This window comes from Erythrobacter sp. SCSIO 43205, assembly GCF_019904235.1.
Classification (GTDB): domain Bacteria; phylum Pseudomonadota; class Alphaproteobacteria; order Sphingomonadales; family Sphingomonadaceae; genus Erythrobacter.
This window is the reverse complement of record NZ_CP063202.1, coordinates 1,630,284-1,654,375: the sequence shown is the minus strand read 5'-3', so window position 1 is coordinate 1,654,375 and position 24,092 is coordinate 1,630,284. Positions and strand designations below refer to the sequence as shown.

Here is a 24,092-nt window from a genome sequence, read left to right as displayed (position 1 = left end):
TTAGCGCCAGGCGTGGATCGTGCCCGAATCGTCCAGAAGATAGAGCGTATTATCCGCCACCACCGGAGCAAGGCTGACCGGGCTATCAACATCTGCGAACATCTGTGAAGAGCCCTCACCCGTGCTTACCCGCCACACTTCGCCGCGCGAACTTGCCACCCACAAATGACCACCTGCGAGCACTGGGCCCGTCCAGAAGATCGGGTCTTTTTTCTTCTTCTCGTTGCGGTAAGTCTGCAGCTGCGTGATCCAGCGAACGCGGCCCGTCGAACGCGCAATTGCGAGAAGGCGCGCATCATCGGTGAGGGTAAAAATCCACTCCCCCGCAATCGCAGGGGTGGAAATGCCCGCAAGGTTCAGTTCCCAGATCCGCTGTCCCGTGACGAGTTCATAAGCGGCCATCCGGCCCCCTTGGCCAAGCGCATAGACACGGCCAGAATCGATGATGGGATCAGCGTCAATATCAGTAACCGAGCTCACCTTGGTCGAAATATTGGTGCGCGCCAAAGCATCCGCCCAAAGCGTGCGACCGTTCTCATAACGGTAAGCGGAAAGCTCGCCAGAAGAATAACCTGCGATCACTGTGCCCTGCCCTGCGGCTGGCGCAGCAACCCCAAAAACGCCGCTTTGCGTGGCAGAACCCGATTCGTTCCAAAGCAGCGCACCATCAGCAGCGTTTAAGGCGATGACCTGATTATCCTGCGTCATCACATACACTTGACCAAAGGCGATTGTTGGCGATCCGCGAAGGGGACCGGCAGGCTGCACTTTCCAGATTTGCTCACCGGTTTCAGCACGCAAAGCCTTTACATCGCCCGCGCCATTGGTCGCATAAACGATGCCGTTCTCATAGCTGACCCCTCCACCAAAGGCTGATGGGCGGAGGTCATCGGCCATGTCGCTGTCTTCGACCCGCCAGATTTGCGCGCCAGTGTCCTTGTCGAAGGCATAGATAACGCCGCTGGTATCGACTGCGAAAAGCTTACCAGAGCCAATCACCGGAGAGGCTGCAAGCCGCTCGGAATTGCTGGCGCCCGCAATGTCCCTCGTCCAGATTTTCGACGGGTTGTCGGCCAGCGCGAGGTGGCCATAGGACTTACTCGCAGAACCGCCCACCTGGGCCCATTCCGCATTGACCTGTGCCGGGGGAAGCACGACCGACACACCAGCCAGTGCCGGATCAACGCTCGCGCCGCTTTCAATGCGCGAAAGGATCGGTGTGCGTGCACCCACTGTTGGTGTCGTTTTCTTGTCGCCACCGCAACCGGTGAGCAGGCCAGTAGAAAGCATCGCCAGCGCGCCCGCAGCAATCGCGCCTTTCAAACTGAGTTTCGATTTGCGCATTATATTTCCCGTCCCAAGTCCAAAATTCTGGTAATCCGATGGCGCTTTACTGGCCGCGTGCCCCCGCAGGCGGCGCGGCAGAGGTTTGATCCTTGATCAGCTCATTCACATCGACAATCGCATCAACGCCGAGCAATCCTGCCATCTGGCGGGTGCGGTTGCGCAGCGTGTCTGGCACGGTTTCATCTTGCGAAATTGCAGAGAAAAGCGCCCCTGCCTCCTCGCGATTGCCAGCTTCAAGGTGAGCAACCGCGACCAGTTCGCCCGCGCTCCCGAAATAGGGGTTCCCCGGCACAGCCAGACCTTCGAGCTTTGCGATAATATCCGCAGGTTTGCGATCATCGAAATTGGTCGAAATTTCGCGGATCAGAGCCAAATCGCGCAAGGATTGCGGTGCCTCTTCATCGGCGACGATGCTGGCGTAAAGTTCAACCGCGCGGTCGGTTTCGCCTTGTTCGATTGCGGCGGCAGCTTTGAGGAACCTCGCCATCGAACGCGCGCCTACTGAACCATCATCGACAAGGCCGTCCACTTTCTCTTCAGCGCCAGCAAAGTCATTCGCTTCGACCGAATCAAGCGCACTTACGATAGCCTCGGATTGCTCTTCCAGCGCCGCTTCACTTGTGGAATCCCACCACCAATAGCCGAGCATCCCAACGATGATGAGCGCCACAGCCGAGCCGAGCGCTACACCATATTTCTGGAAAAATTGAACAGTGTCCTGCTGACGCACGGCATCATCAATTTCGCGCATGAGGATTTCATCCTCGCGCGATGGCGTGCCCGCTGGTGCACCGGGTTGTGCGTCGGGAGTGTTATTCGTTGTCGGAGTACGCGCCACGGGGCGATTTATCCTTTTAGTCAATTACCTCAAGGCGGCTCTTTAAGGAGCGCGAGCCCCGCGCGCAATGGCACAAAGCCGCCAATCGGAGCACAAGTGCCAGCCGTTGTTGCAAATGGCAGCGCACAGTTGAACCCTGAATGAAGCGGATGCGGTGCCCTAAGGTCGGTTTAACTGCGCTCCAAAGCCCCCCAATAAAGCGTGCGGTATGCCTCGATCATTGCGCTCTGATCGAAGTGAGCGCGTGCTTTTTCGCGATTGGCCTTGCCCACTTGCGCCCGCAGAACATCATTCGAAGCGAGGTCTGCGATCACTTGGGAAAGCGCCTGCGTGTCACCGGGAACAGCGATAAAGGCGTGGTTTTCTTCAGCCAGAATTGCGCGAACGTCGCCCACTTCGGGGGTGGCCACGGGAAGGCCAGCTGCCATTGCCTCGACGACGCTTAAAGGGAATTGTTCGCTTTTGGATGAGAGCGCAAAAATATCAAACAGGCCGATAATGTTAGCCGGCTCTTTGACAGCACCGGGCAAATGGACGCGGTGATTGACTTCTAATTCAGCGGCTTTCGCTTCAATCGCGTCACGTTCTGGCCCTTCGCCAAGAATGACGAGATGCCAGTTGTCATCAAGCGATGCGAACGCTTCGACCAATACGGGCAATTGTTTTACCGCGCGAAGTCCCGCCAATGTGCCAATCCAGCGCTCGCCATCGCGTTTGATTACGCGAAGCGAGCCGGGTTTTGGCGCTTTTCCAAAGGCTTTGGTGTCAATCCCATTGGGAATGCGCCGGATGAGCGATCGCGGCTGAGCCCATGCTTCAAGCGCAATTTTCTCAAGCACCTGGCTGGGGACAACCAATGCGTGCGCGCCTGTCAAAGCAAACTGGCGCATCCAATTGCGGCTTTTCTTAAGACCGTCAGCTTCGTCCTCGTTAAAGCCATCCTCGTGGTGGATCAGCGGCGGCAGCCCTAAGAGTTTGGCGAAGATCGTGTGCGCCAACACCGCATCCATCGCGCCCCAGTTATAGGTGAGGACAAGGTCATAACCCTGCATTCCTTGTGCTATTTTCAGAAGGCGACCGGGCGTTGGCCATCCGGTGAGCGAGGGGAAGTCCTGAGCGATACGCACGGGCACGCGCGGGGCGATGTGCTCCATCGCTTCCATATGCTCTGGCTGGCCCGAGACAATCGTATGCTCAAGCTCTTTGCCAAAAGCGTTCATCAAATGCACCGCGCGCAGTTCCTTGCCTCCGGCGGCAAAGGTGGAATGCAGGTGCAGCACTTTGGGTGCGGGCTTAGACTTGCTCATGGGAACAGGCGCGTCACACTTTTGCCAGCAGCGCGTCAATAGCCTCGCGCGCTTCGGGTTCATCAAGCGTTGGCGCATGGCCAACACGCGGCACGGTAACAGTCGTCATTGCCGGGTTGCGCTTGCCCATTTCACTGACCGTTTCAGGCGACAGAAGATCGGACAATTCACCGCGCACGAGCACCATGGGAACGCCCGATAAAGCGTCAAAAGCAGGCCACAAATCCGCAGGAGCTGCACCTTCGGGTTCCTTGAATGGTTCAGCAATCGCCATGTCGTAGTCATAGCTGATCCGGCCATTCTGGCTCACCACCATGGTGCGTTTGGCCATCTCAAGCCATTGATCGAGTCCGTAATCGGGAAAAGCCTCTGCGTGCACGTTACAGATCGAGCGAGCCGCGTGCATCCATGTGGGATAGCTGCGCCCTTGACCGACATAACCAGTAATCCGCTCAATACCGTCCGCTTCGATTTGCGGACCAATATCGTTCATTACCACCGCGACCAGCCTGCCCTGTTTGTTCGCCGCAAGCATCATCGTCATCAGCCCGCCCATTGAGGTGCCGATCGAAATAAAGCGGTCAATGGCCCGCTCTGCCAAAAGCACTTCGACGTCTGCGACATATTGAACCGGGTTATAGCTCGATGCGTCAGGCGCATAATCGCTCATCCCGCGCCCACGCATTTCCAGCACCAAAACGCGGCGCGTTTGCGCAATATGTTCTGCAAGATCGGCAAAATCGCGTGAGTTGCGGGTGAGGCCGTGCATACAAATAACCGGCGGACCCTCATAGCCATCAGGCCCGGCATACTCGCGGTAATAAAGGGAAAGGCCGTCGGCGCTTGTCCAGCTTTTGTCCTGATAGGCCTGACTGTTTGAATTACCCATAAATATGCCGCTTTATCCCGGTTCGTTCGCCGCGCCTTGCACGCACGATAGTTTCTCCCCACTATCGCGGCATGAGTGACGAACCGCAAGCTGCCAAATACGCTTCTGAATACAGGCCCGACCCTGCCATCACCGCCATTTCCGATTGGCTGGGCTCTCCGGTGGAGGCGGCAGACTTTCCCGAAACACGGGTGCGGTTCCGCAACGACAGGGCGGCGCAGAGCGTCGATTTGCACACGCTGAGTGATGATGAATGGGCCAGACACTTTGGCAGGTTCGAGCCATTGCAAGGCAATCTGCCTCGCCCCCTCGCGCTGAAATATCACGGCCATCAATTTCGCGTGTACAATCCCGAAATTGGCGATGGACGCGGTTTTCTGTTCGCTCAGATGCGCGATCGCGACGGGCGACTTATGGACCTTGGCACAAAGGGTTCAGGGACAACGCCCTATTCACGGGCTGGCGATGGGCGGCTGACGCTAAAAGGCGGCGTGCGCGAAATTCTTGCGACCGAAATGCTCGAAGCCTTAGGCGTGAACACTTCGCGCACCTTCTCAATCATCGAAACCGGAGAGGCGCTGGAGCGAGGCGATGAACCCTCGCCTACGCGCTCAGCGGTCATGGTGCGCCTGTCGCACTCCCACATCCGCATCGGCTCGTTTCAGCGGCTCTATGCGCTGGAGGAAACGCAGCATTCTGAAGCGCTTGTCGATTATTGCCTAAAGCATTTTCCCGGCTCGCCTCCACCGAAGGACGCTCCCGACCGCGACAATCCAGCGGTGATCCTCTTGCACAATGTGGTGGAACGCCTCGCCGATCTTGCTGCAAGTTATATGGTCGCAGGCTTCGTCCATGGCGTGCTCAACACAGATAATATGAATATAACCGGTGAAAGCTTCGACTACGGCCCGTGGCGCTGGCTGCCGCAGTGGGAACCGGGCTTCACCGCAGCCTATTTCGATCACTCTGGCCTCTATGCTTTTGGCCGCCAACCCGAAGCGCTCCATTGGAATTGCGGGCAACTCGCAGTGGCCTTGCGCGGACTGGCTGAAAGCGAGCCGTTAGTGGCGGCAATGGAACGCTATGGTCCGCTTTATATGGAGGCGGTCGCGCGGCGTTGGTGCTGGCGGCTTGGGGTGGAACAGCGCGGGGGCGAGGAGGACGGCAGGCTGGTGGCACTGTGCGAGGCTGCCATGCGCGAGAACAAAGCCCAGCCAGACGCCTTTTTCTTCGGCCTGCGCCGCGCGCTCAATGGATTTGGCGAAGAGCCCGCTTGTTCCGGAGAATTGCAAGAGGCGCTTTCCCGATACACCCTCACCGACAGCTCACACGACTATTGGCAGGGCGACGCGCAGCAAAGCATGGTGATCGATGAGGTCGAAGCGATCTGGTCAGCGATTGATGAGCGCGATGATTGGGAGCCGCTGGAGCGAAAAATCGACGCCCTTCGCCGTATGGGAGAGGCCCACGGGCCCGCGCCGCAGCCGCAAGGCCATGCCTGACCACCAATAAATTGGGGGTTTGTGGTTAATAGGCTTTTCATTCCATTTGCACATTTGGAAGTTTAGCGCGATGGTCCCGACCTCAATGGTGGGGACACGGAAAATCAAACGGGCGGATGAAAAGCGATAGGCTGTGAGCGAGACTGAGCTGGTTTCATATTCCCCGGCAACGGGAGAGGAAGTGTGGCGCGGCCCCCATGATGATGTGGAGCAGGCAGTCAGCCGCTCTCGCCGTGCGTGGCCGCAATGGGCGGCAACATCGCAAGGCCAGCGTATTGAACTGGCCCGCCGCTTTGCCAATGAAGTACGCACCGATGCTGAAGACATTGCAGTGCAGATCGCCAAGGAAACCGGCAAACCCTTGTGGGAAGCGCGCACCGAAGTCGATGCAGTGATCGGCAAGATCGAAATCTCGATCCAGGCCTATGCCGAGCGCACAGGCCGCAAGAAACGCGATGGCGCGCTTCAGGGGGTCACCGCAGTTCGCCACAAGCCGCACGGCGTGATGGTGGTTCTTGGCCCCTACAATTTCCCCGCCCACCTGCCCAATGGGCACATGGTCCCTGCCCTAATCGCGGGCAATACGGTGATCCTTAAACCTTCGGAAAAAGCGCCAGGCGTTGCCATGGCCCTGCTTGAATGCTGGAAGCGGTGCGGGATACCCGAAAACGTTGTGCAAGTGGTCATTGGCGGACCTGAGGAAGGTTCAGCCCTTGTTGCTCACGCTGGCATTGACGGGGTTTTGTTCACCGGCTCTGCGCAAACGGGCATAGCCATCAACCGCAAACTTGCAAGCAATCCCGGCAAAATCGTCGCGCTGGAAATGGGCGGCAACAACCCGATCGTTGTGACTGACACCCCGCTTGTCACGGATGCGTGCGCTCTTATTATTCAAAGCGCTTTTACCAGCGCTGGCCAACGTTGCACTGCTGCTCGTCGTCTGATCGTGGTGGACAATATGTACGAGCCGCTGATGGAGCAGCTCATCCCGCTTGCACGCAAAATTCAGGTCGATGAACCTTTCGCCGATCCGCAGCCGTTTATGGGACCAGTGATCGATAATGAAGCCGCTGAAGGCATCACCGAAAGCTTCGTTGCATTGATGACGGCAGGAGGAAAACCGCTTTTGCCGATGCGCCGCTTGAGGCCGCAGGAACCCTTTGTAACCCCTGGAATTATCGACACGACCGATATTCCCGACCGCCCCGACATCGAGCTTTTCGGCCCCCTGCTTCAGGTGATCCGCGTGCCCGATCTTGATGCAGGGATTGCAGAGGCCAACAACACCCGCTTTGGTCTTTCAGCCTCGCTGATTGGCGGTTCGCCTGACGATTACAGCCGCTTTTGGGCGAACACGCGCGCAGGGCTCATCAATTGGAACCGGCCAACCAATGGTGCCTCTTCCTCCTCCCCCTTTGGCGGGATTGGACTTTCGGGCAACCACCGCCCCGCTGCCTATTACGCCGCTGATTATTGCGCCTACCCAGTCTCCAGCAATGAGATGGATCAGCCGCGCGCCAATATCGCTATTGGCCTCAAAGACGAGGGCTGAACACGGGGCACCATAATGCGAAAACGCCTTCATACCCGGTGAAGGGTATGAAGGCGCCTTCCACGGCTGGTGGTGCCGTGCCCGGGCCGGTGGTGGATTATGGCCCAAGGGGGTGACGAGAGCGCCGCCTTGAAAAGGTGGAGAGAGGCGCTCTCGCAGTATGCGTTCATCTATATCGCATTTTAACTGAACGAATTGGGAGCAATCAGTTAGCCAGCGTTCATCTGGCTGTCCCCCTATGCAGCCGCGCTTCTTGCGATCGGTTGAGCAAGACCCTCAGCATTTGACCGCAAGCGGTGTCACTTGCGCAGGAAACAAGCGCAGCCTAGGGGCGGCGGTGATGACACAAGCACCCTCGCCCACACCCCAGCCATCCGGCTTGCCCCATGCTCTTGGCGCCTATCTCATCTGGGGATTTTTGCCGCTCTATATCATGCTGGTATCAAGCGTACCGTCGTTTGAGTTCGTCGGCTGGCGGATCATCTGGACGCTGCCTTTGTGCCTTCTGATCGTCGCGGTCCGCCGTCAGTTTGGAGAGGTCAAACGCGCGCTCACATCGCCGCGCACCATGCTCGCCCTTCTGGCGAGCGCGGCTCTGATCGCAGCGAACTGGTTCATCTACATTTGGGCAATCATGCAAAATCAGGTCTATGCCGCCAGTCTTGGCTACTACCTGAATCCGCTTTTGAATATCCTTCTGGGCACGCTTTTCTTGAAAGAGCGGCTAAGTCGCCTGCAATGGCTTGCGGTGGCGATTGCAGCGGGGGCTGTTGCGATGCTCTCCGCTGGCGCTCTCACAACACTGTGGATCAGCCTCAGCCTCGCGTTCAGCTTTGGCCTTTACGGGATCGTTCGAAAGCAGGTGAATGTCGGAGCGCTTCCGGGCCTCACGATTGAAACCTTCATCCTCATCCCAGCCGCGGCGATGATCGTCTTGTGGTATGCAGCAAGCCCGGATGGCTCGACCTTTGGCAAGACGACCGAACTCAGCCTGCTCATGGTCTTTTCAGGCGTGGTGACAGCTGTGCCGCTTTTGCTGTTCGCAATCGCCGCCCGGCGGATGGCCTATTCGACGCTCGGCTTTATCCAATATCTTGCGCCGACAATCGTGTTTCTGCTCGGCCTGTTCGTTTTTGGTCAGCAGCTTCGCACGGTCCAACTCGCCAGCTTCCTGCTGATATGGACCGCGATTGCAATCTTCGTTGCCGACCTTTGGTGGCGAGGTCGCAAAGTGCGCCCGATCCGGGCCTAGCCCACAAATTTCCAGCCAATTGTTTGCCCGCCATGCCATGGGACGATGGTCGATCCGGCGATGGGTAGCTCTTCGGGCACAGCGTTTTGCACGCGCTCCAATGTCACCGTTTCCTCATTGACCGGGAGGCCATAAAACGCTGGTCCATGAAGTGAGGCAAAACCTTCGAATTTATCAAGCGCCCCTTCCTCATCGAAGACAGTGAGGTAGCTTTCGAGCGCATAAGGCGCGCCAAAAATGCCCGCGCATCCGCAAGAGCTTTCCTTGTCGCCTTTGAAATGCGGCGCGCTGTCTGTGCCAAGGAAGAACTTGGGATTGCCAGAAGTCGCAGCCTTGCGAAGCGCCAAGCGGTGTTCTTCGCGCTTGGCAACGGGAAGACAATAATTGTGCGGCTGAATACCACCGACAAGCATTGCGTTGCGATTGATATGAAGGTGCTGCGGCGTGATGGTCGCGCCCACATTGGGGCCTGATTGCAGCACGAAATCCACCGCATCGCTCGTGGTGATATGCTCAAACACCACTTTGAGATTGGGGAAGGTTTCGACAATATCCCTCAGATACCGCTCAATAAATTCCGCTTCCCGATCGAATACGTCGATGTCGGAGCTGGTCACTTCTCCGTGGATGCAAAAGACAATGCCCTCATCGCTCATGCGTTGAAGCACGGGATAAATCTTGCGCACATCAGTGACGCCGTGAGCCGAGTTGGTGTGGTGGCGTTGGCGGGATAGAGTTTGGCGGCGGTAAACACGCCCTCGGCGGCCCCGCGCACCAGATCATCAGCGTCGGTATCGTCCGTCAGGTAACACACCATCAGCGGCTCAAAACTCACTCCTTCGGGGACAGCTGCAAGGATGCGATCACGGTACTGTCGCGCCATGTCAGTCGTCGTCACAGGCGGGGTGAGGTTCGGCATCACAATCGCACGGCCAAACTGCCTTGCGGTGTAGGGCACCACGTCACGCATCACGTCTGCGTCGCGGAAATGCAGGTGCCAATCATCAGGGCGGCGGATCGTGAGCTGCTCGGTCATGGGAGAGGCGCATAACCAAGCAATGCGGGGGTTTCCACCACTTAATCCTACTTCTATTGGCAGAAGCCATGACCACAATCGCTTTTCTCGCCTGCGACACCACTCTGCCAGGATCAAGCACGCGCCGCGAAGATGCATTCGAGCATGACCTTATGGTTGCCGCCATCAAACCCACATTTATGGCGCGTGGATGGGCCCTGCGCGTGATTGATTGGGAAGCGCCGATGAGCCATTTCGACGGGGTCGATCTCGTAATGGTCGGCTCATCCTGGAATTATTGGGACAAGGCTGAAGCGTTTCTGAGCAAGCTTGAAGCACTTGGGGAAGCAGGGATAACCATCTGTAATTCATCAGAGGTCGTCCGGTGGAACATCCGCAAGACCTATCTCAAGCAGCTGGAGGAGCGCGGCGCTCGCACGATCCCGACGCTTTGGCTCGACCATATGGACGCGCGCGATGCCGAGGCTGCGATGGACACATTTGCCTGCGACAAGCTGGTGGTCAAACGCCAGATTGGTGCAGGGGCGGAAGGGCAAGAGATGCTTGAGCGCGGGCAGGTCGCCACCGACTGGCGCTTCGATCACCCCGCCATGGTCCAGCCGTTCCTCCCCGCCATTGCCGAGACGGGGGAGCTCAGCTTCCTGTTCTTCGGCGGCACCTTCAGCCACTGCGTCCAAAAGCTGCCCAAAGCGGGCGATTATCGCATTCAGTCGCTTTATGGCGGGACCGAAATCACGCATCATCCAAGCGTGGATGAGATCGCACAGGCCAGCGCAATAATCGAAGCGCTCCCCTTCGATGCCCCGCTTTATGCGCGCATTGATATGCTGGAAGGTGAGAACAGCAATCTCTTGCTTATGGAAGCTGAGCTGATCGAACCCTATCTCTACCCCGAGCAGGGGCCAAATATGGGCCAGACCCTGGCTGAGGCAATTGCACGAGAGTTGGAAGAATGAACGCTACACAGCTGAAATCCCGCAGCATTATCCGACTGCGCGCTGAGGAATCGAGCGAAGACGTGCGCGGATTTCTGCAAAGGCTCGTCACCAATGATGTGAGCGGTGAGCTTCCCGTCTATGCAGCGCTCTTGTCAGCGCAAGGCAAGGCGATGTTCGACTTCTTCGTCTGGGCCGAGGGCGAAGACATTCTGATCGATTGCGAGGCGACGGTGGCCGATGATCTGCTCAAGCGCCTGTCACTCTATCGCTTGCGCCGCAAAATCGCGATTGAGCGGGATGAAAATCGCTTTGTTCACTGGTCGCCCGGCGCAATCGACGGTGCTACTCCCGACCCACGCTTGGCTGAACTGGGATACCGCTGGATCGACGATGCCCCCGGTGAACCGGCCGACGATGCCTACCTTGCCCACCGTCTTTCCCTTGGAGTGCCGGAGGGGCAGAGCGAGCTTGGCGATATTCTCTGGCTTGAAACCAATGCAGTCGAACTATCGGGCGTAAGCTTCGAGAAAGGCTGCTATATTGGTCAGGAAAACACTGCTCGCATGAACTGGCGGCAGAAGGTCAATCGCCGCCTTGTGGTAGTGCCGCTCGATCAATCACAGGAAAAACGATGCAAGGCTGACTATCCTGAGCTCGGTTATGCGGTCGATCACTTGCGCGTCGCCGATCTTGACCCTGCCACCCTGCCCGATTGGCAAGCAGCGGGCATTACCGCTTAGCAAGCTCGCCATAATGCTCGGCCATTGAAGCTTCGAGATTGGCGACTGCCCGTTTGCGAGCCGAATCGCGCGGCAGGCCCAGAGATTTGGCCAGAGCCGCTCCCATCAGAGCGTCACCTAAAGCGAGCAGAACGAGACTTAAAGTGTCCTTATGGACGTGCATCGGGTCATCGTGATGCTCGGCCTCTTGCGGAGCGATTTCATCGACGAGCGCGTGAATTGTCTCAATAATCGGATTGAGAGCATCCTCATTCCCGGTAAGCAACATCCACGAGGTCAGCGCCCCTGCCCCTTCGCGATCAAACGCATCGAAAGCCAGGTCCACCACCTCATTCGCTGTCCCAAGTCCAGCGCGGCTTGCGCGCACAGCTTCGATGATCGTTTCACAAACGGTCTTGGCAAGGTGCTCTGCCAAAGCCTTTTGCAAGCCAGAAGCCGATCCGAAATGGTGCAGCAAATTGGCATGGGTGCGCCCAATGCGCGCAGCAACGGCCTTAAGCGTCACCGCCTGAGGGCCTGCCTCAATCAGAAGCGACCGGGCAGCTTCAAGCGCGGTCTTGCGCGACTCTTGGGGGCTTAGGCGTTTTCGTACAGTCATGGGCCACACGGCCTAGGCTAAATGGCTATAAGCCTCAAGCCGCACTGAGCTGTGATTGCCCAGCCCGGCGTTCCGGCATGACAGCATCGGCAAGCGACTTCATATATTCCGCTGTCATCGCAACTTCGCCGCGTCCGCAAGAATGTCGCTCGATCACACGGCCCGTCGGCTCAAACCCAAGCTTTTCGAGTACCGCGCCAGAGGCAGGGTTATCGAGGAAATGCGATCCATAGACGCGAGGATAGCCCAATAGCTGAGCGATTTTGAGCACCGCGCAGCCAGCCTCAGTAGCGTAGCCCTTGCCCCAATGTTCGCGCGCGATCCAATATCCGATTTCCACCGCACCGGGATAGTCGCAAGGTTGAGCATCAAGACCAATGCAGCCGACAACCTGCCCATTGTTAGCGGTGGTGATGAGGAAGCGTGGCTCATGAGGTGCTGCCGGGCGTGATGCGAAATCGCGCGCATCCTGCTTTGAATAAGGCCAGGGCGCGCGTGCCAGATTGCGCACAACACCTTCATCCGCAATGCCGCCATAAACGGCTTGCCAATCCTCTGGCCAGACGGGTCTTAGCAATAATCTTGCACTGCGATGGAACACGGCTTGTTTCCTTCCTCGCCCTGTCGACACCGCCCCTAGGCGGCCTCGATGACACTTTGTTTGCACCGGACCGCCTGAAAGGTGGCAAATCCGACCAAATGCGCCAAAAATTGGTGAGGGAGAAACGACAAGAGGGAGAACAGGCTCCCCGTGATCGGGGTGGCCCTTCTCCCTCTAGGTCGCCGATTGTCTCATCGGCTAGGACCGCCCCGGTGGACGATCCCTATATAATCGTCCGTTTACTCGGCTGCTTCCGCAATCGCGTCGACCGACACATATTTGCGCGCCTGTTTGCCGGTGTGGAATCGCACCACGCCGTCTTCGAGCGCAAATAGGGTGTGGTCTTTGCCCATGCCGACATTGGTGCCGGGATAGAACTTGGTGCCGCGCTGACGCACGAGGATATTGCCGGCAACGACAGCTTCGCTACCGAATTTCTTTACACCAAGGCGGCGACCGACGGAGTCGCGACCGTTGCGTGATGAACCGCCTGCTTTTTTATGTGCCATGGGTCCTAATCCTTACTTGTCTTCGGCCTTAGGCTCGGCTTTTTTCGCCGGAGCCTTTTTGGCGGGAGCTTTTTTCGCAGCAGGCTTTTTCTCAGCGGCAGCCTTTGGAGCTGCTTTCTTTGCCGGAGCCTTCTTGGCTGGCGCTGCTTTCTCTTCGTTTTCCGTCTTTGCGGCTGCTTTCTTGGCAGGGGCCTTCTTGGCACCGGCACCAACATCGGTGATGCGAAGCAGCGTCATTTGCTGACGGTGGCCAGCTTTACGACGGTAGTTGTGACGACGACGCTTTTTGAAAACGACGACTTTTTCGCTCTTGGCTTGAGCGATGATCTCAGCCGAGACGGTCACTTTCGATGCGTCAGCGATAGAGTCGCCTTCGCCAGCGAGCAGAACGTCGCCCAAAGTGATCGTGTCGCCGGCTTCTCCGGCGAGCTTTTCAACGGCAATCTTATCTCCAGCGGCAACCCGGTACTGCTTGCCGCCAGTGCGCACGATAGCGAACATGACTAAATACTCTCAATTCTTTGGTTGTCTAAGACAGTGCAAATTGCTCGCACCGCTCGGACCACCCAAACGTGTGTTTGGGGAACGCAGCTACAAAAGCAGCGCTCGAAGGTTGGGTGCCGTTAAGGGAATGGGGCGTTCAAGTCAACGTGTCATTTGCAAGGAATTGGCGCAAATTTGCCTCGCACGGCGTATTTCCCTTGTCCGATCTAGGTGATATGGCGCTTCGGGATCATGATTAAAGCACATTTTTCTTTTGCGATTGCAGGCTTGGGCGGGCTCCTGCTTGGTGCCTGCGCATCAGCCGATGGCCGTTACCCCTCATTGGCCGTGAGGGATGCCGAACGCATGACGGGGCAGTTTGCGCCCGCCGCGCCCGAACAACCGGCCGTCCCTGAAATCGTTTCACCTCAAGATGTTTCTGATCTCGTGGCCCTTGCTTATGAAACGCAGGAAAAGTTCGGCGCGCTTCGCCCCACTGCGGCGCGGCTGGCGCAATCGGCTGGCGGCACTGGGGTGGAGAGCGATCGACGTTCGCAAGCATTGGTTGCGGTGGCAGAGCTTACGTCACTGCGGGGGCAGACCGCGCTTGTGCTCGCGCGGCTTGATGCACTTGAGGCTGAGGCCCGAACCACTTTCGCCCCTGTACAGGCCATTGCGACCGGACAGGCGCAAACCGCAACCTTGCTTCAACAGCAAGATGAAGTGCTCGATTCGCTTTCGGAGATGCTCGCCCAATGAACCAGACGTGCGCCACCTGCCCGGTCAAAGACAGCGCGGCCTGCGCGGTGCTGACCGAAGACGAACGCGATGCTCTTGCAGCAGCCGGCAACACCCGCACGTTAAAGCGCGGCGAGATGCTTTTCGCAGCAGGCGATGAGGATGCGTCCTGTGCGACCCTCGTCAGCGGCGCTCTAAAAGTCACCGCCTTTGACGCAGACGGTAATGAGCAAATCCTTAGCCTTATTCACCCGGCGGGCTTTATCGGTGAGCTTTTCAGCCCCTTTGCCCACCATGATGTGGTGGCCCTCACTGAAAGCCGTCTGTGCACTTTCGCGCGCAAGGATATTGAGCGTGCCGTTGATAGCTACCCTGCTTTGGCGCGGGCGCTCCTGCGGCGTTCTCAGGAAGATCTGCTCGCCACGCGCAGCCTTTTGGAACTCACCGCCCACGCCAGCGCGGAGACGCGGATTGCCGCGCTGCTTCACGATTTTGCCGGGGCAGCAAGCCACACATCGTGCCACATCGCTGAAAGTTTCGAGCTTCCTCTCACCCGCGGCGAAATGGCTAATATGCTGGGCCTGACGATTGAGACGGTGAGCCGCAAGATGGGCGAACTTGAATCCATGGGCGCTATCACCCGCAACGGAAAACGCGGGATCGACATCGCCGACCCCGCGCTTTTGAGGGATATTTCGGGGCGCTAGGATCGCTCCTCAGCGCCCCGTGGATGGAAGGCGTCCCCTAACCTTCGCACCAAATTGCCAGATCAGCTGACGATGGCAGCGATGGTCGCAGCCGCGATGCCCCAGCACACGAGCAGAACCGGCAGGATAAGCACCTGCACGGCTGCATCGCGCGGCGCGCATTTGCCAGTATTGGTCATGATGCCGCGAGCTTCAAACTGACCCCAGGTCATGGGCTTGCTGTCATTGCCTTTAAGGCGGGTGAAGATTGCAGGAACACCGAAACCAGCGATGATAAAACCGGCGAAAATCACCATCGGGATGATCAGAACCGGGTTCATGAATGTGACTGCCATTACCCCGATAAACCCAAGGTATCCCGCAATTGTGCCGAGATAGAGTTCATTGGGCAGGTTGAAGCTGCGATCAATTTGCGCGGCTGCATTTGCGTCAACAGGCGCTTCAACAATGCGCGCTTTGCCCTGTTCCAATTGATGTTTGAGGTGCTCTGCCATTCGTCGTCTCCTTGATTGAAAAGAGATTTATGGCAGCGCGACTACCCTCGCCTTGATCTGGATCAAACGGCTGGGAATTCACTCACTCCAACGGGCGAGATCGGTGTAATCATCCTCGCGCGGTTCGATCCAATGCCATCCATCGGCGCGCTTCTCTCGCTTCCAGAACCATGCGGCGGCTTTGAGATGGTCCATACAGAAATCGACCGCATCAATCGCGCCGCGCCGGTGCCTCGCGGCGGCAGAGACAAGCACGATGGGTTCGCCCACGCGCATTTTGCCCACGCGGTGCACCATAAGCAGGCCCATCAGCTCGAAGCGCGCGATTGCCTGGTCCGCGAGGGCCTCCATCGTGGGAAGCGTAAGCGGTTCATAATGGCTGAGTTCAAGCGCCTCCACGCCTGTGTCCTCGCCCGCGCCTCCCCTCACCTCACCCACGAAAGTGCATACCCCACCAAGGCCGGGATGCGCTTGTGTAAACGGGCCGACAAACGCGCCCGGGTTGAAAGGTTGGGTAAGGAGGCGAACGTCCTTCACTCGGCCTCAGCCCCCGCTGACAGGCGGGAGCAAAGCCACTTCGTCACCGTCTTGGGCGAGCAGCGTGGTCTTGTCCGCAAGCACACGGCCACCACAGGCGATGTTGACGCGGGCTTCGCTGAGCTGGCCTGCGACATCCGCGCCGACAAGCTCCAGCAATCCCGTCCAGTCAAGCGGCCCTTCGACATCGGTGCTTTCGATGCCCGCCATATCGCGCAAGGGGCCAAGGAAGAGGATTTTGACAGCCATACAGTTCAGCCTCCCGTCATCGACATATGGCGCGGCAAATGCGGCGGTGCGCCTCGCTCATTCATGCTGAAATGGTGGCGCTCGGGCTTGATCTGCATCGTCTTGTCCAGCGCTGCTGCCAATTGCCCTTGTGGATCGTTTGAGCGCAGCGCCGCGCGCAAATCCACTCGCTCTCCTCCGCCAAGGCAGGGGAACAGTTGTCCCGTCGCCGTAACCCGCAGGCGGTTGCAGCCATCGCAGAAATTGTTGGTGTGCGGCGTGATGAAACCCAATCGACCGCCGGTTTCCTCCACGCGAACATAGCGCGCCGGACCGCCTGTGTGGTGATCACTATCGGTGAGGGTCCACCGCTGCTCCAGCCGCGCGCGCACATCGCTTAAAGGCAAATATTGGTCGAGCCGCTCTTCCTCCACATCGCCAAGCGGCATTACCTCAATGAGGGTTACATCATGCCCCTCCCCATGAGCCCAGGCGATGAGCTCGGGAAGCTCGTCTTCATTGACCCCTTTTAGAGCCACTGCGTTCAATTTAACGCTGAGGCCCGCCTCTTTTGCGGCCGCAATCCCCTCCAACACCTGCGGCAGAGCATCGCGCCGTGTGAGCTGTTCAAACCTTGCGCGCTCCAGCGTATCCAATGAAATATTCACCCGCCGAACGCCCGCTTTGAAGAGCGCCTCAGCATGGCCGGAGAGTTGCGTTGCGTTGGTGGTGAGGGTCAGCTCATTGAGCCCTCCTCCATCCAAATGCCTGCCTAAAGCAATAAACAGATCAACGATATCGCGCCGCACCAAAGGCTCGCCTCCGGTGATGCGAATTTTCGTGACCCCGCGCGCGATAAAGCCGGTCGCTAAATCGTACAGTTCCTCAAGCGAGAGCACCTCACGCTTGGGCAAGAACGTCATGCGCTCCGGCATACAATAAGTGCACCTCAGGTCGCATCGGTCGGTGACTGAAAGCCGCAGATAGCTGATCGTTCGGCCAAAGGTGTCCACCAATGGCGGCTGGCTCTCAGCGAGCTTCAAGACATCACGCTTGCGGGTAGCGACCTCAGTCATTTGTCTGACAATATTGTCCTGTCACGCCGCTTGCCCCTGCCAGATAGCGGCAAAGCTCATCTTTCTGCGCTTCGTCGCCTGCGGCGATGACGTTAGCGCGGGCAGGTGCACATTCGCGGGCAAGATCACGCGCTAGCGCCTGGCGCCAATCTGTGTGCTCGTGCCTTGCAGACGGGAGTATGACGAGAAGATCCTCCGCCCCGCGCGCTGCGAGCGCTGATTGGAGATGGTCGCCATAGAAGCAAGCGCTCGCTTTGAGCGGGCTGTCCGGCAAATCGCTGACGATATATTCAGCCTGCGCCATGCCCTATTCCGCTGGCCGCTCACGGTGGAGGGTAATGCCGATCTTTTCATTGGCTTCGGCAATGGCGAGCTTCACGATCTTGACCGTCACCGCCTGAACGCGGGTGTCTTGTACGAATAGCGTTTCGCAGATGTGGTCGCCCACCGCCTCGATCAGCTTGAAATGCACCCCTTCAGGAAGCCCTTCGGAGGCCGCGTGCTTCAGGTCCATATAGTTCTTCGAGGCATCAAGAGGCGTATCAGGATCATAGCGATCCGCGACGTCGTAACGCACCTGAATCGTGATGCGCAAAGGCTGCGGCTTGCCGGTTTCCTCGGAATAGATGCCCGTGAGGACATCGACTTCGAGGTCAGCCACTTCGAGAATGAGCGAATCGGTGTTGGTCATCGTGTCTGAGCCTTAGCCGGGATTGGACCAGCGTGCGAAGATCGCGGTTGGGAGGAGGCGGCCATCAGGCCCCTCCTCGCGCACAGCCAAGTCGCCGTGTTCGATCTGTCCGGGGAGATGGCCAAGCACCTCTTGCAAGAGCCCTGCAATGGCGAGACTGCTCATACGAACGGCGTAAACGGTGAGGAAGAGAAAGCGGCTATCGCTATCGAGCAGCTTACCGCAATCGCTGACAAGCCCAGCCAACCCCTCTTCAATCCGCCATGTTTCGTTCTTGGGCCCACGTCCGAACTTGGGCGGATCAAGGATAATGCCGTCATAACGCCGTTCACGGCGAACCTCGCGCGCGGTAAACTTCGCCGCATCATCGACCAGCCAGCGGATCGGGCGATCCTCCATGCCAGAAAGCGCTGCGTTCTCACGCGCTTGGGCGACGGATTTTTTGGAGGCATCGACGTGGGTCACGCGCCCATGGTCAGACAGCGCCAGAGTGCCAAGCCCGGTGTAGCCAAACATATTGAGCGTTTCGGCGTCGGTGCGATCGCCCAATTGTGCACGCATCCAATCCCACACAGGCGCCATATCAGGGAAGAATTGCAGATGACGGAAAGGCGTTGGCGTCGCGGTAAAGCGCACGTCGTTCCACGAAAGCTCCCACCCTTCGGGCACGTCTGGCGACAAATTCCAGCGTCCGCCGCCATCTTCATCTGAACCGGGCACAAACTCGCCCGCCGCGTCCCACTCTGGAAGGCGCGGTTGCCACATCGCCTGTGGCTCAGGACGGATAAACGCATGAGGGCCAAACGCCTCAAACTTGCGCCCTCCCCCACTATCGAGCAGGCGATAGGAGCTTTGATCGGGCCACCCCCGACACTCCATCACCAACGGTTGCTCGATAAGCTTAGCCATTTGCGCTCGCGTTAGAGAGTACGAAGTCGCGCGCCGAAGCATAATCGCCATCGATCTCGACCATAGCTTCTTCGCGCCCGAACAAATCACCCACCCGCGATGGAAGCGCCGGTCGAACGCCCGTCGCGCGTTCGACTGCATCGGGGAATTTCGCCGGATGTGCCGTGGCAAGCGTGACAATGGGAACGCCCGCGCCGACCTCAGCTTGCTGCGCGGCATGAAGGCCGACGCCCGTATGCGGATCGATCACTTGCGCACAATTGCGATACGCCCATTGAAGCGCGCGGCTCGTCTCGTCCTGATCTGCGCGGCTGCTGGTGAAGAGCGCAGAGGCACCTTCGCGTTGGCTATTGGTGAGTTGCATGGCCTTTGATTTCTCAAACGCGCGCATCTGTTCAGCCATTGCTGCGCCGTCACGCCCGCCCACGTCGAACAGCAGACGCTCAAAATTCGAGCTTACCTGAATGTCCATAGATGGGGTGATCGTTGGCGTGGTGGTCCCGGTTGAATAATCCCCGTCCTGAAGAGCGCGGTGGAGAATATCATTGACGTTTGTTGCCACGATCAGCTGCTCAATCGGCAGGCCCATTTTTTGCGCGACATAGCCAGCGAAAATGTCGCCAAAATTGCCAGTTGGCACGCTGTACGCGGCGCCGCGATCGGGTGCGCCCAGTTGGAGGCCAGCGTAGAAGTAATACACAACCTGCGCCATCAAACGCGCCCAGTTGATTGAGTTTACCGCGCCAAGGTTGAGGGTCGACGTGACGCTCTCATCAGCGAACATCGCCTTCACATGGGCCTGTGCATCATCAAAGCTGCCCGCAATCGCAAGATTGTGCACATTGGGCGCGCGCACGGTTGTCATTTGGCGGCGCTGTACGTCTGAAACCTTGCCTGAGGGGTGGAGCATAAATATCTCAACCCGCTCAAGCCCGGCAACCGCGCGGATTGCCGCAGAGCCCGTATCCCCGCTTGTTGCACCAACGATGGTAAGCTGCTCACCGCGCCGCTCGAGGAAAGTCTCGAACAAACGGCCCAGCATTTGCAGCGCGACATCCTTGAACGCGAGCGTCGGGCCGTGGAACAGTTCGAGCAGCCAGTGCTGTTCATTCAACTGCACCAAAGGCGTGACAGCCGCGTGGCCGAAATCGCCGTAAACCTCGTGGCAGAGCTTCTCGAGCTCATCATCGGTGAGCGAGCCAGCCACAAATGGTGCTATGATACGCGCGGCAAGTTCTGGATATGGCAGCCCCCGAAGGCTGCGGATGTCGTCTTCGCTAAAACGGGGCCATTCCACTGGCAGGTACAGACCGCCGTCGCTAGCGAGCCCTGCAAGCGTTGCGCCTTCAAAATCGAGCGTGGGCGCGGAGCCTCTGGTGGATATATATTTCATCGTGGCAGAGCGGTTAGCGGGGGGAACGGCATGGGGCAAGCCGCCAAAGTGCGAGTCCCCGCGAAGGCGGGGACCTTTCTGCAGCTTGGCCCTCAGGTTTGGGAGGTCCCCGCCTTCGCGGGGACTCACAGTTCCTAGTCGCGCCTCGCCAATTTCGAACGAACCGCAAAGAAATAGATCACCAAAGCCGTCATCGCGAAGAAGAACCACTGTCCGGCATATGCAAGATGGTTGTTGGGAAGGTCATTAGGGTCTGGCCTCGCATTCGCAAGCAGGCCGGCTTGAGGCGGATCGGCGACCAATCTCCAACCCAGCTCTCCTCCTGGTGCGATCACTCCGCGAACCGTGTCGGGCTCCCACTCCGGGCTCTGCGGACCTTGCGACCAGCCAAGCACAATCTCGGCATCATAGGGCCCTTCATCGACCACATCATAAACGATCTCGTCCGGCATCAAGGCTAAGGGCGCAGTGCATTGCACAACATGGACATAGCCATTGCGACCGTTCGCATTGCGACCAGAGATAGCTGTTCGCCCAACCACTTGGCTGCACGTCAGTTCCGCCTCATGATAAAGCGTTGACGCGCCGGGGGTGGAAGTGAAGCTGCCCTGTTCCTGCGCTGCTTCAAATTCAGCGATCATGGCGGCCTTTTCATCGGCGCGCCCCAATTGCCAAAAGCCTAGCGCAACCATCACGCTTGCCGCAGCAACAACTATGATCGTGGGTATCAATGGCAATTGGCGGATCATTCGCCGCGCTCCTTGGCATTTTCATAGGCTGCATAGAGCAGCACGGTCTTGAACAAGCGCAGTGCGTAAATCACCGTGCCAACTGTAACCGGCGCCCAAAAGGCAGCTTGGAGCCACAAGGGCGGGCGAAAGCTGTTCTCAATGAGGACCGCAATCACAATCAGGACAATAGCAATCACCACGGTGAACAAACCGCTCACCCGACCTCCGCGCTCATATTTGGTGAAGTTCAGGCCGCAAGCGGAGCATTTCATCGCCACCCGCGCGGGCGCCTCGAACAAAGTTGGCTCTGCGCATTGAGGGCAAGAACCCAAAAGGGCAGCCCGGAGGATTCCGGACTGCCCTTTTTGTGTGTCTTGGCTCTCGCCAGAGGTCATCAGTGGTATTCAGCGCCCCAGCCGCCCCAGACGTAGACGGCGACGAACAGGAACAACCACACCACGTCAACAAAGTGCCAGTACCACGCAGCCGCTTCAAAGCCGAAGTGCTGGCGCGGGGTAAAGTGGCCGATGTACGCACGGTAAAGACATACAGCGAGGAAGATGGTGCCGATCAGAACGTGGAAACCGTGGAAGCCGGTCGCCATGTAAAAGGCCGATGAATAGCTGTTGCCGCCAAAGGCGAATGGCGCAATGCCGTACTCGTAAGCCTGAATGCCGCTGAACAGCACGCCAAGGGCAATCGTTGCCCAAAGGCCTTGTTTGAGGCCTTCGCGATCACCGTGGATCAGCGCGTGGTGCGCCCAGGTGACGGTGGTGCCAGAGCACAGCAGGATCAGCGTGTTCAAAAGCGGAAGGCTGAACGGATCAAGCACTTCCATACCTTGCGGAATGAATTCGCCTTTCGGAATATCCGTGCCACCAACAAGCGTGTTAAGAGCCTGCGTCGCGCCAGTCGCCGCATCATAGCTCAGCGCATCGGGGAAGAGCGCGAAGTCAAAGAAGCTCCAGAACCATCCGACGAAGAACATCACCTCTGAGGCGATGAAGAGGATCATGCCGTAGCGCATATGCAGCTGGACCACTGGTGTGTGATCGCCGCGCTGCGCTTCGATCGTGACATTACGGAACCAGAAGAAGAAGGTCGCCAGAAGGCCTGCCAGCCCTGCCCACATGACGATGCTCGACGCAATGCCGAACAGATCAGGGTAGAAGCTCAGCACCATACCGCTGGTGAAAGTGAGCGCCGAAAATGAGCCGACAATCGGCCAGATATCGGGCTCCAGAATGTGATAATCGTGGTTTACATTGCCAGCCATTGTAATGGTTCCCGTCCCTTAGGATGCTTGGTCTGATGATGTGTTGCGTGTCTGCGCTGCTGCTACAGCGTCTTTCGCGCGGTGAAAAGTGTATGAAAGCGTAATTTGCTCAATATCGGCAATCGTGTCGTCTTCAAGGATCGCCGGGTCGATGTAGTAGAGCACCGGCATGGTCACTTCCTGCCCCGGCTGAAGCGTTTGCTCGGTAAAGCAGAAACACTGGATCTTGTGGAAATAGACCCCTGCCTGCCACGGCTCGACGTTGAATGTCGCTGTGCCTGTGATGGGCTTGTCGCTCTCGTTTTTAGCCACATAGGTCGCGATGTCGCGCTGTCCGATGCGCACGGTGTCAGTGCTTTGCGTTGGAGCAAATTCCCAGGGCATATCGCGAGCGAGCGAAGCATCGAAACGGATTGAAATGTCGCGGGTTGCAGCGACACTGGCCGCTGCATTTGCCTCAGCCTCAGTTGCAACTTGGGTGGTGCCAGCAAACCCTGTGACCCGGCAAAACAGATCGTAAAGCGGAACCGCTGCGTATCCCAAGCCGAGCATCGCCAGCGCGCCGAGAATGGCGAGCGCGCCGGTCTTCGCATTCTTGCGGTCCGTGTCGTCGGAAAAGGTCACAGCAACCATTCGCTCAGCCTCCGATCCGCGCAACGGTAATGGCGTAGAAGAGCACAGCGAAGAACAGCAGCGTACCGCCCACGACCCAGTTGCGGGCGTTCTGACGACGCTTGAATTCTTCTTTCTCTTCAGGGGTCATGCGAAATATCCTCCGCCGATCAGACCTTGCGCATAGAGCACGCGGTCAGCGACGAGCGCCGCGAAGAGGATGAAGAGATAGTAGATGCTAAATTTGAACAGGGCGATTTCCTGTTTCATAGGATCGCTCTCGGCGCGGGTGCGCAGGCCAACAGGCATTGCAAACGCGAAAAACAAAACTGAAAGGACAACAGAAAAAGAGCCATAAATCCAGCTAGTCCCGCCGATCAGCCATGGCGCAATAGCGACAGGCGCGAGCAGGACGGTGTAGGCCAGGATCTGGTGGCGTGTGTGTTTTTCGCCCTTCACCACAGGCATCATCGGAATGCCAACATTGGCGTAATCGGTCTTCACAAACAGAGCCAGCGCCCAGAAGTGCGGCGGCGTCCACATGAAGATGATCGCGAACAGCAAGATTGGCATGGCGGTGAGTTCGCCGGTGACCGCAACCCAGCCAATCAGCGGAGGAAAGGCACCTGCACCGCCACCGATCACGATATTTTGAGGCGTGCGGGGCTTTAACCACATAGTGTAGATGACGGCGTAATAGATAATCGCTGCAAGCAGCAGAGCCGCCGCAAGCCACCCAATCGCAACACCCATCAGCACAAGCGATGTGCCTGACAAGAACATGCCGAAATCGCGTGCGTCATCGCGGCGCATCCGGCCGCCGGGGAGCGGTCGGTTCGCGGTCCGCTTCATCCCTGCATCAAGGTCAGCTTCCCACCACTGGTTGAGCACAGCCGAACCCGCGGCCCCCATGGCGATGGCCAGAACAGCGGTAAAACCAAGGATCGGATGGATCGAGCCGGGAGCTGCCAGAAGACCGCAGATCGCCGTGAACACAACCAAAGTCATCACGCGCGGCTTCGTCAACGCGAAGAAATCGCGCCACTCGGTCGGCATCATGGTTGTGGTGGTTGCTGTCATTTCAACTCAGCCTTTCGGCTCTTTCCTT

29 protein-coding genes and 1 pseudogene are annotated in these 24,092 nt (G+C 58.1%); 7 read left to right on the top strand and 23 right to left on the bottom strand.

Features of this window, described 5'->3' with window-relative positions:
• The 4 genes from INR77_RS07690 to INR77_RS07675 all read right to left on the bottom strand — a co-directional run bounded on the left by INR77_RS07690 (position 1) and on the right by INR77_RS07675 (position 4,381).
• On the bottom strand, positions 1 to 1,344 hold the full coding sequence (locus INR77_RS07690; protein WP_223073286.1) for a PQQ-binding-like beta-propeller repeat protein: 1,344 nt from the start codon (positions 1,342 to 1,344) through the stop codon (positions 1 to 3).
• A 46-nt stretch (positions 1,345 to 1,390) separates the two neighbouring features.
• Positions 1,391 to 2,185 carry a tetratricopeptide repeat protein gene (locus tag INR77_RS07685; protein ID WP_255573993.1) on the bottom strand — a complete coding sequence of 265 codons (795 nt, stop codon included), beginning with the start codon at positions 2,183 to 2,185 and terminating at the stop codon, positions 1,391 to 1,393.
• A gap of 170 nt (positions 2,186 to 2,355) precedes the next feature.
• Positions 2,356 to 3,492, bottom strand: a complete 1,137-nt coding sequence (locus tag INR77_RS07680; RefSeq protein ID WP_223073285.1) for a glycosyltransferase family 4 protein — start codon at positions 3,490 to 3,492, stop codon at positions 2,356 to 2,358.
• Positions 3,493 to 3,505: 13 nt separating this feature from the next.
• Positions 3,506 to 4,381, bottom strand: coding sequence for an alpha/beta fold hydrolase (locus INR77_RS07675; protein ID WP_223073284.1), 876 nt, complete (start codon positions 4,379 to 4,381; stop codon positions 3,506 to 3,508).
• A 71-nt stretch (positions 4,382 to 4,452) separates the two neighbouring features.
• Between INR77_RS07675 and INR77_RS07670 the strand changes: the two genes are divergently transcribed.
• The 3 genes from INR77_RS07670 to rarD all read left to right on the top strand — a co-directional run bounded on the left by INR77_RS07670 (position 4,453) and on the right by rarD (position 8,687).
• Positions 4,453 to 5,883, top strand: a complete 1,431-nt coding sequence (locus INR77_RS07670) for a protein adenylyltransferase SelO (protein WP_223073283.1) — start codon at positions 4,453 to 4,455, stop codon at positions 5,881 to 5,883.
• 133 nt (positions 5,884 to 6,016) lie between these two features.
• Complete coding sequence (gene astD, locus INR77_RS07665; protein ID WP_223073282.1) at positions 6,017 to 7,435, top strand: succinylglutamate-semialdehyde dehydrogenase; 1,419 nt, start codon at positions 6,017 to 6,019, stop codon at positions 7,433 to 7,435.
• A gap of 340 nt (positions 7,436 to 7,775) precedes the next feature.
• On the top strand, positions 7,776 to 8,687 hold the full coding sequence (rarD, locus tag INR77_RS07660; RefSeq protein WP_223073281.1) for an EamA family transporter RarD: 912 nt from the start codon (positions 7,776 to 7,778) through the stop codon (positions 8,685 to 8,687).
• On the opposite strand, the pseudogene pyrC reads toward rarD, so the two are convergent.
• Positions 8,684 to 9,723, bottom strand: a pseudogene (pyrC, locus tag INR77_RS07655) (dihydroorotase). The gene rarD and the pseudogene pyrC sit on opposite strands and share 4 nt — an antisense overlap.
• Before the next feature lie 68 nt (positions 9,724 to 9,791).
• Here pyrC and INR77_RS07650 point away from each other — a divergent pair.
• Positions 9,792 to 10,679: a RimK family alpha-L-glutamate ligase gene (locus tag INR77_RS07650; protein WP_223073280.1), complete on the top strand. Its 888-nt coding sequence runs from the start codon at positions 9,792 to 9,794 to the stop codon at positions 10,677 to 10,679.
• Positions 10,676 to 11,401, top strand: coding sequence for a folate-binding protein YgfZ (locus INR77_RS07645; RefSeq protein WP_223073279.1), 726 nt, complete (start codon positions 10,676 to 10,678; stop codon positions 11,399 to 11,401). The genes INR77_RS07650 and INR77_RS07645 overlap by 4 nt, the downstream gene beginning before the upstream one ends.
• Here the strand turns inward: INR77_RS07645 and INR77_RS07640 are convergent.
• The 4 genes from INR77_RS07640 to rplU all read right to left on the bottom strand — a co-directional run bounded on the left by INR77_RS07640 (position 11,391) and on the right by rplU (position 13,610).
• Positions 11,391 to 11,999: a TetR/AcrR family transcriptional regulator gene (locus tag INR77_RS07640; protein ID WP_223073278.1), complete on the bottom strand. Its 609-nt coding sequence runs from the start codon at positions 11,997 to 11,999 to the stop codon at positions 11,391 to 11,393. The two genes, INR77_RS07645 and INR77_RS07640, sit on opposite strands and share 11 nt — an antisense overlap.
• Before the next feature lie 34 nt (positions 12,000 to 12,033).
• Positions 12,034 to 12,600 carry a GNAT family N-acetyltransferase gene (locus INR77_RS07635; protein WP_223073277.1) on the bottom strand — a complete coding sequence of 189 codons (567 nt, stop codon included), beginning with the start codon at positions 12,598 to 12,600 and terminating at the stop codon, positions 12,034 to 12,036.
• Between the two features lie 239 nt (positions 12,601 to 12,839).
• Positions 12,840 to 13,109: a 50S ribosomal protein L27 gene (gene rpmA, locus INR77_RS07630; protein ID WP_223073276.1), complete on the bottom strand. Its 270-nt coding sequence runs from the start codon at positions 13,107 to 13,109 to the stop codon at positions 12,840 to 12,842.
• A 12-nt stretch (positions 13,110 to 13,121) separates the two neighbouring features.
• Positions 13,122 to 13,610: a 50S ribosomal protein L21 gene (rplU, locus tag INR77_RS07625; protein WP_223073275.1), complete on the bottom strand. Its 489-nt coding sequence runs from the start codon at positions 13,608 to 13,610 to the stop codon at positions 13,122 to 13,124.
• Positions 13,611 to 13,844: 234 nt separating this feature from the next.
• Here rplU and INR77_RS07620 point away from each other — a divergent pair, with 234 nt between their 5' ends.
• Both INR77_RS07620 and INR77_RS07615 read left to right on the top strand, forming a co-directional pair.
• A complete protein-coding gene (locus INR77_RS07620; RefSeq protein ID WP_223073274.1) occupies positions 13,845 to 14,351 on the top strand; it encodes a hypothetical protein in 507 nt (168 codons plus the stop codon).
• Positions 14,348 to 15,037 carry a Crp/Fnr family transcriptional regulator gene (locus INR77_RS07615; protein ID WP_223073273.1) on the top strand — a complete coding sequence of 230 codons (690 nt, stop codon included), beginning with the start codon at positions 14,348 to 14,350 and terminating at the stop codon, positions 15,035 to 15,037. The genes INR77_RS07620 and INR77_RS07615 overlap by 4 nt, the downstream gene beginning before the upstream one ends.
• Before the next feature lie 62 nt (positions 15,038 to 15,099).
• Here the strand turns inward: INR77_RS07615 and INR77_RS07610 are convergent, their stop codons facing one another.
• From INR77_RS07610 to INR77_RS07550, 14 genes are all read right to left on the bottom strand, one after another.
• Positions 15,100 to 15,531 (bottom strand): hypothetical protein, encoded by a 432-nt coding sequence (locus tag INR77_RS07610; protein ID WP_223073272.1) that lies wholly within the window; start codon positions 15,529 to 15,531, stop codon positions 15,100 to 15,102.
• 78 nt (positions 15,532 to 15,609) lie between these two features.
• Complete coding sequence (locus INR77_RS07605; protein WP_223073271.1) at positions 15,610 to 16,068, bottom strand: molybdenum cofactor biosynthesis protein MoaE; 459 nt, start codon at positions 16,066 to 16,068, stop codon at positions 15,610 to 15,612.
• 6 nt (positions 16,069 to 16,074) lie between these two features.
• Positions 16,075 to 16,317, bottom strand: a complete 243-nt coding sequence (locus INR77_RS07600; RefSeq protein WP_223073270.1) for a MoaD/ThiS family protein — start codon at positions 16,315 to 16,317, stop codon at positions 16,075 to 16,077.
• A gap of 5 nt (positions 16,318 to 16,322) precedes the next feature.
• Positions 16,323 to 17,372, bottom strand: coding sequence for a GTP 3',8-cyclase MoaA (moaA, locus tag INR77_RS07595; protein WP_223073269.1), 1,050 nt, complete (start codon positions 17,370 to 17,372; stop codon positions 16,323 to 16,325).
• Complete coding sequence (locus tag INR77_RS07590; RefSeq protein ID WP_223073268.1) at positions 17,365 to 17,676, bottom strand: Rossmann fold domain-containing protein; 312 nt, start codon at positions 17,674 to 17,676, stop codon at positions 17,365 to 17,367. Before INR77_RS07590 ends, moaA begins: the two co-directional genes overlap by 8 nt.
• Before the next feature lie 3 nt (positions 17,677 to 17,679).
• Positions 17,680 to 18,063, bottom strand: coding sequence for a dihydroneopterin aldolase (locus INR77_RS07585; protein WP_223073267.1), 384 nt, complete (start codon positions 18,061 to 18,063; stop codon positions 17,680 to 17,682).
• A gap of 12 nt (positions 18,064 to 18,075) precedes the next feature.
• Entirely contained in the window at positions 18,076 to 18,972 is an 897-nt protein-coding gene (locus tag INR77_RS07580; protein WP_223073266.1) for a class I SAM-dependent methyltransferase, read from the bottom strand.
• Positions 18,965 to 20,365, bottom strand: a complete 1,401-nt coding sequence (gene thrC, locus INR77_RS07575; protein ID WP_223073265.1) for a threonine synthase — start codon at positions 20,363 to 20,365, stop codon at positions 18,965 to 18,967. The genes INR77_RS07580 and thrC overlap by 8 nt, the downstream gene beginning before the upstream one ends.
• 134 nt (positions 20,366 to 20,499) lie before the next feature.
• The gene (locus INR77_RS07570; RefSeq protein ID WP_223073264.1) at positions 20,500 to 21,114 is read right to left on the bottom strand and encodes an SURF1 family cytochrome oxidase biogenesis protein; all 615 of its coding nucleotides are present in this window, start codon (positions 21,112 to 21,114) and stop codon (positions 20,500 to 20,502) included.
• Complete coding sequence (locus tag INR77_RS07565; protein ID WP_223073263.1) at positions 21,111 to 21,491, bottom strand: DUF983 domain-containing protein; 381 nt, start codon at positions 21,489 to 21,491, stop codon at positions 21,111 to 21,113. Before INR77_RS07565 ends, INR77_RS07570 begins: the two co-directional genes overlap by 4 nt.
• Positions 21,491 to 22,372 (bottom strand): cytochrome c oxidase subunit 3, encoded by an 882-nt coding sequence (locus tag INR77_RS07560; protein ID WP_223073262.1) that lies wholly within the window; start codon positions 22,370 to 22,372, stop codon positions 21,491 to 21,493. The genes INR77_RS07565 and INR77_RS07560 overlap by 1 nt, the downstream gene beginning before the upstream one ends.
• Before the next feature lie 18 nt (positions 22,373 to 22,390).
• Positions 22,391 to 23,005 carry a cytochrome c oxidase assembly protein gene (locus INR77_RS07555; protein WP_223073261.1) on the bottom strand — a complete coding sequence of 205 codons (615 nt, stop codon included), beginning with the start codon at positions 23,003 to 23,005 and terminating at the stop codon, positions 22,391 to 22,393.
• A gap of 4 nt (positions 23,006 to 23,009) precedes the next feature.
• Entirely contained in the window at positions 23,010 to 23,135 is a 126-nt protein-coding gene (locus INR77_RS15895; RefSeq protein WP_255573992.1) for a hypothetical protein, read from the bottom strand.
• The gene (locus INR77_RS07550) at positions 23,132 to 24,064 is read right to left on the bottom strand and encodes a heme o synthase (protein ID WP_223073260.1); all 933 of its coding nucleotides are present in this window, start codon (positions 24,062 to 24,064) and stop codon (positions 23,132 to 23,134) included. Before INR77_RS07550 ends, INR77_RS15895 begins: the two co-directional genes overlap by 4 nt.
• Positions 24,065 to 24,092: the final 28 nt, after the last annotated feature.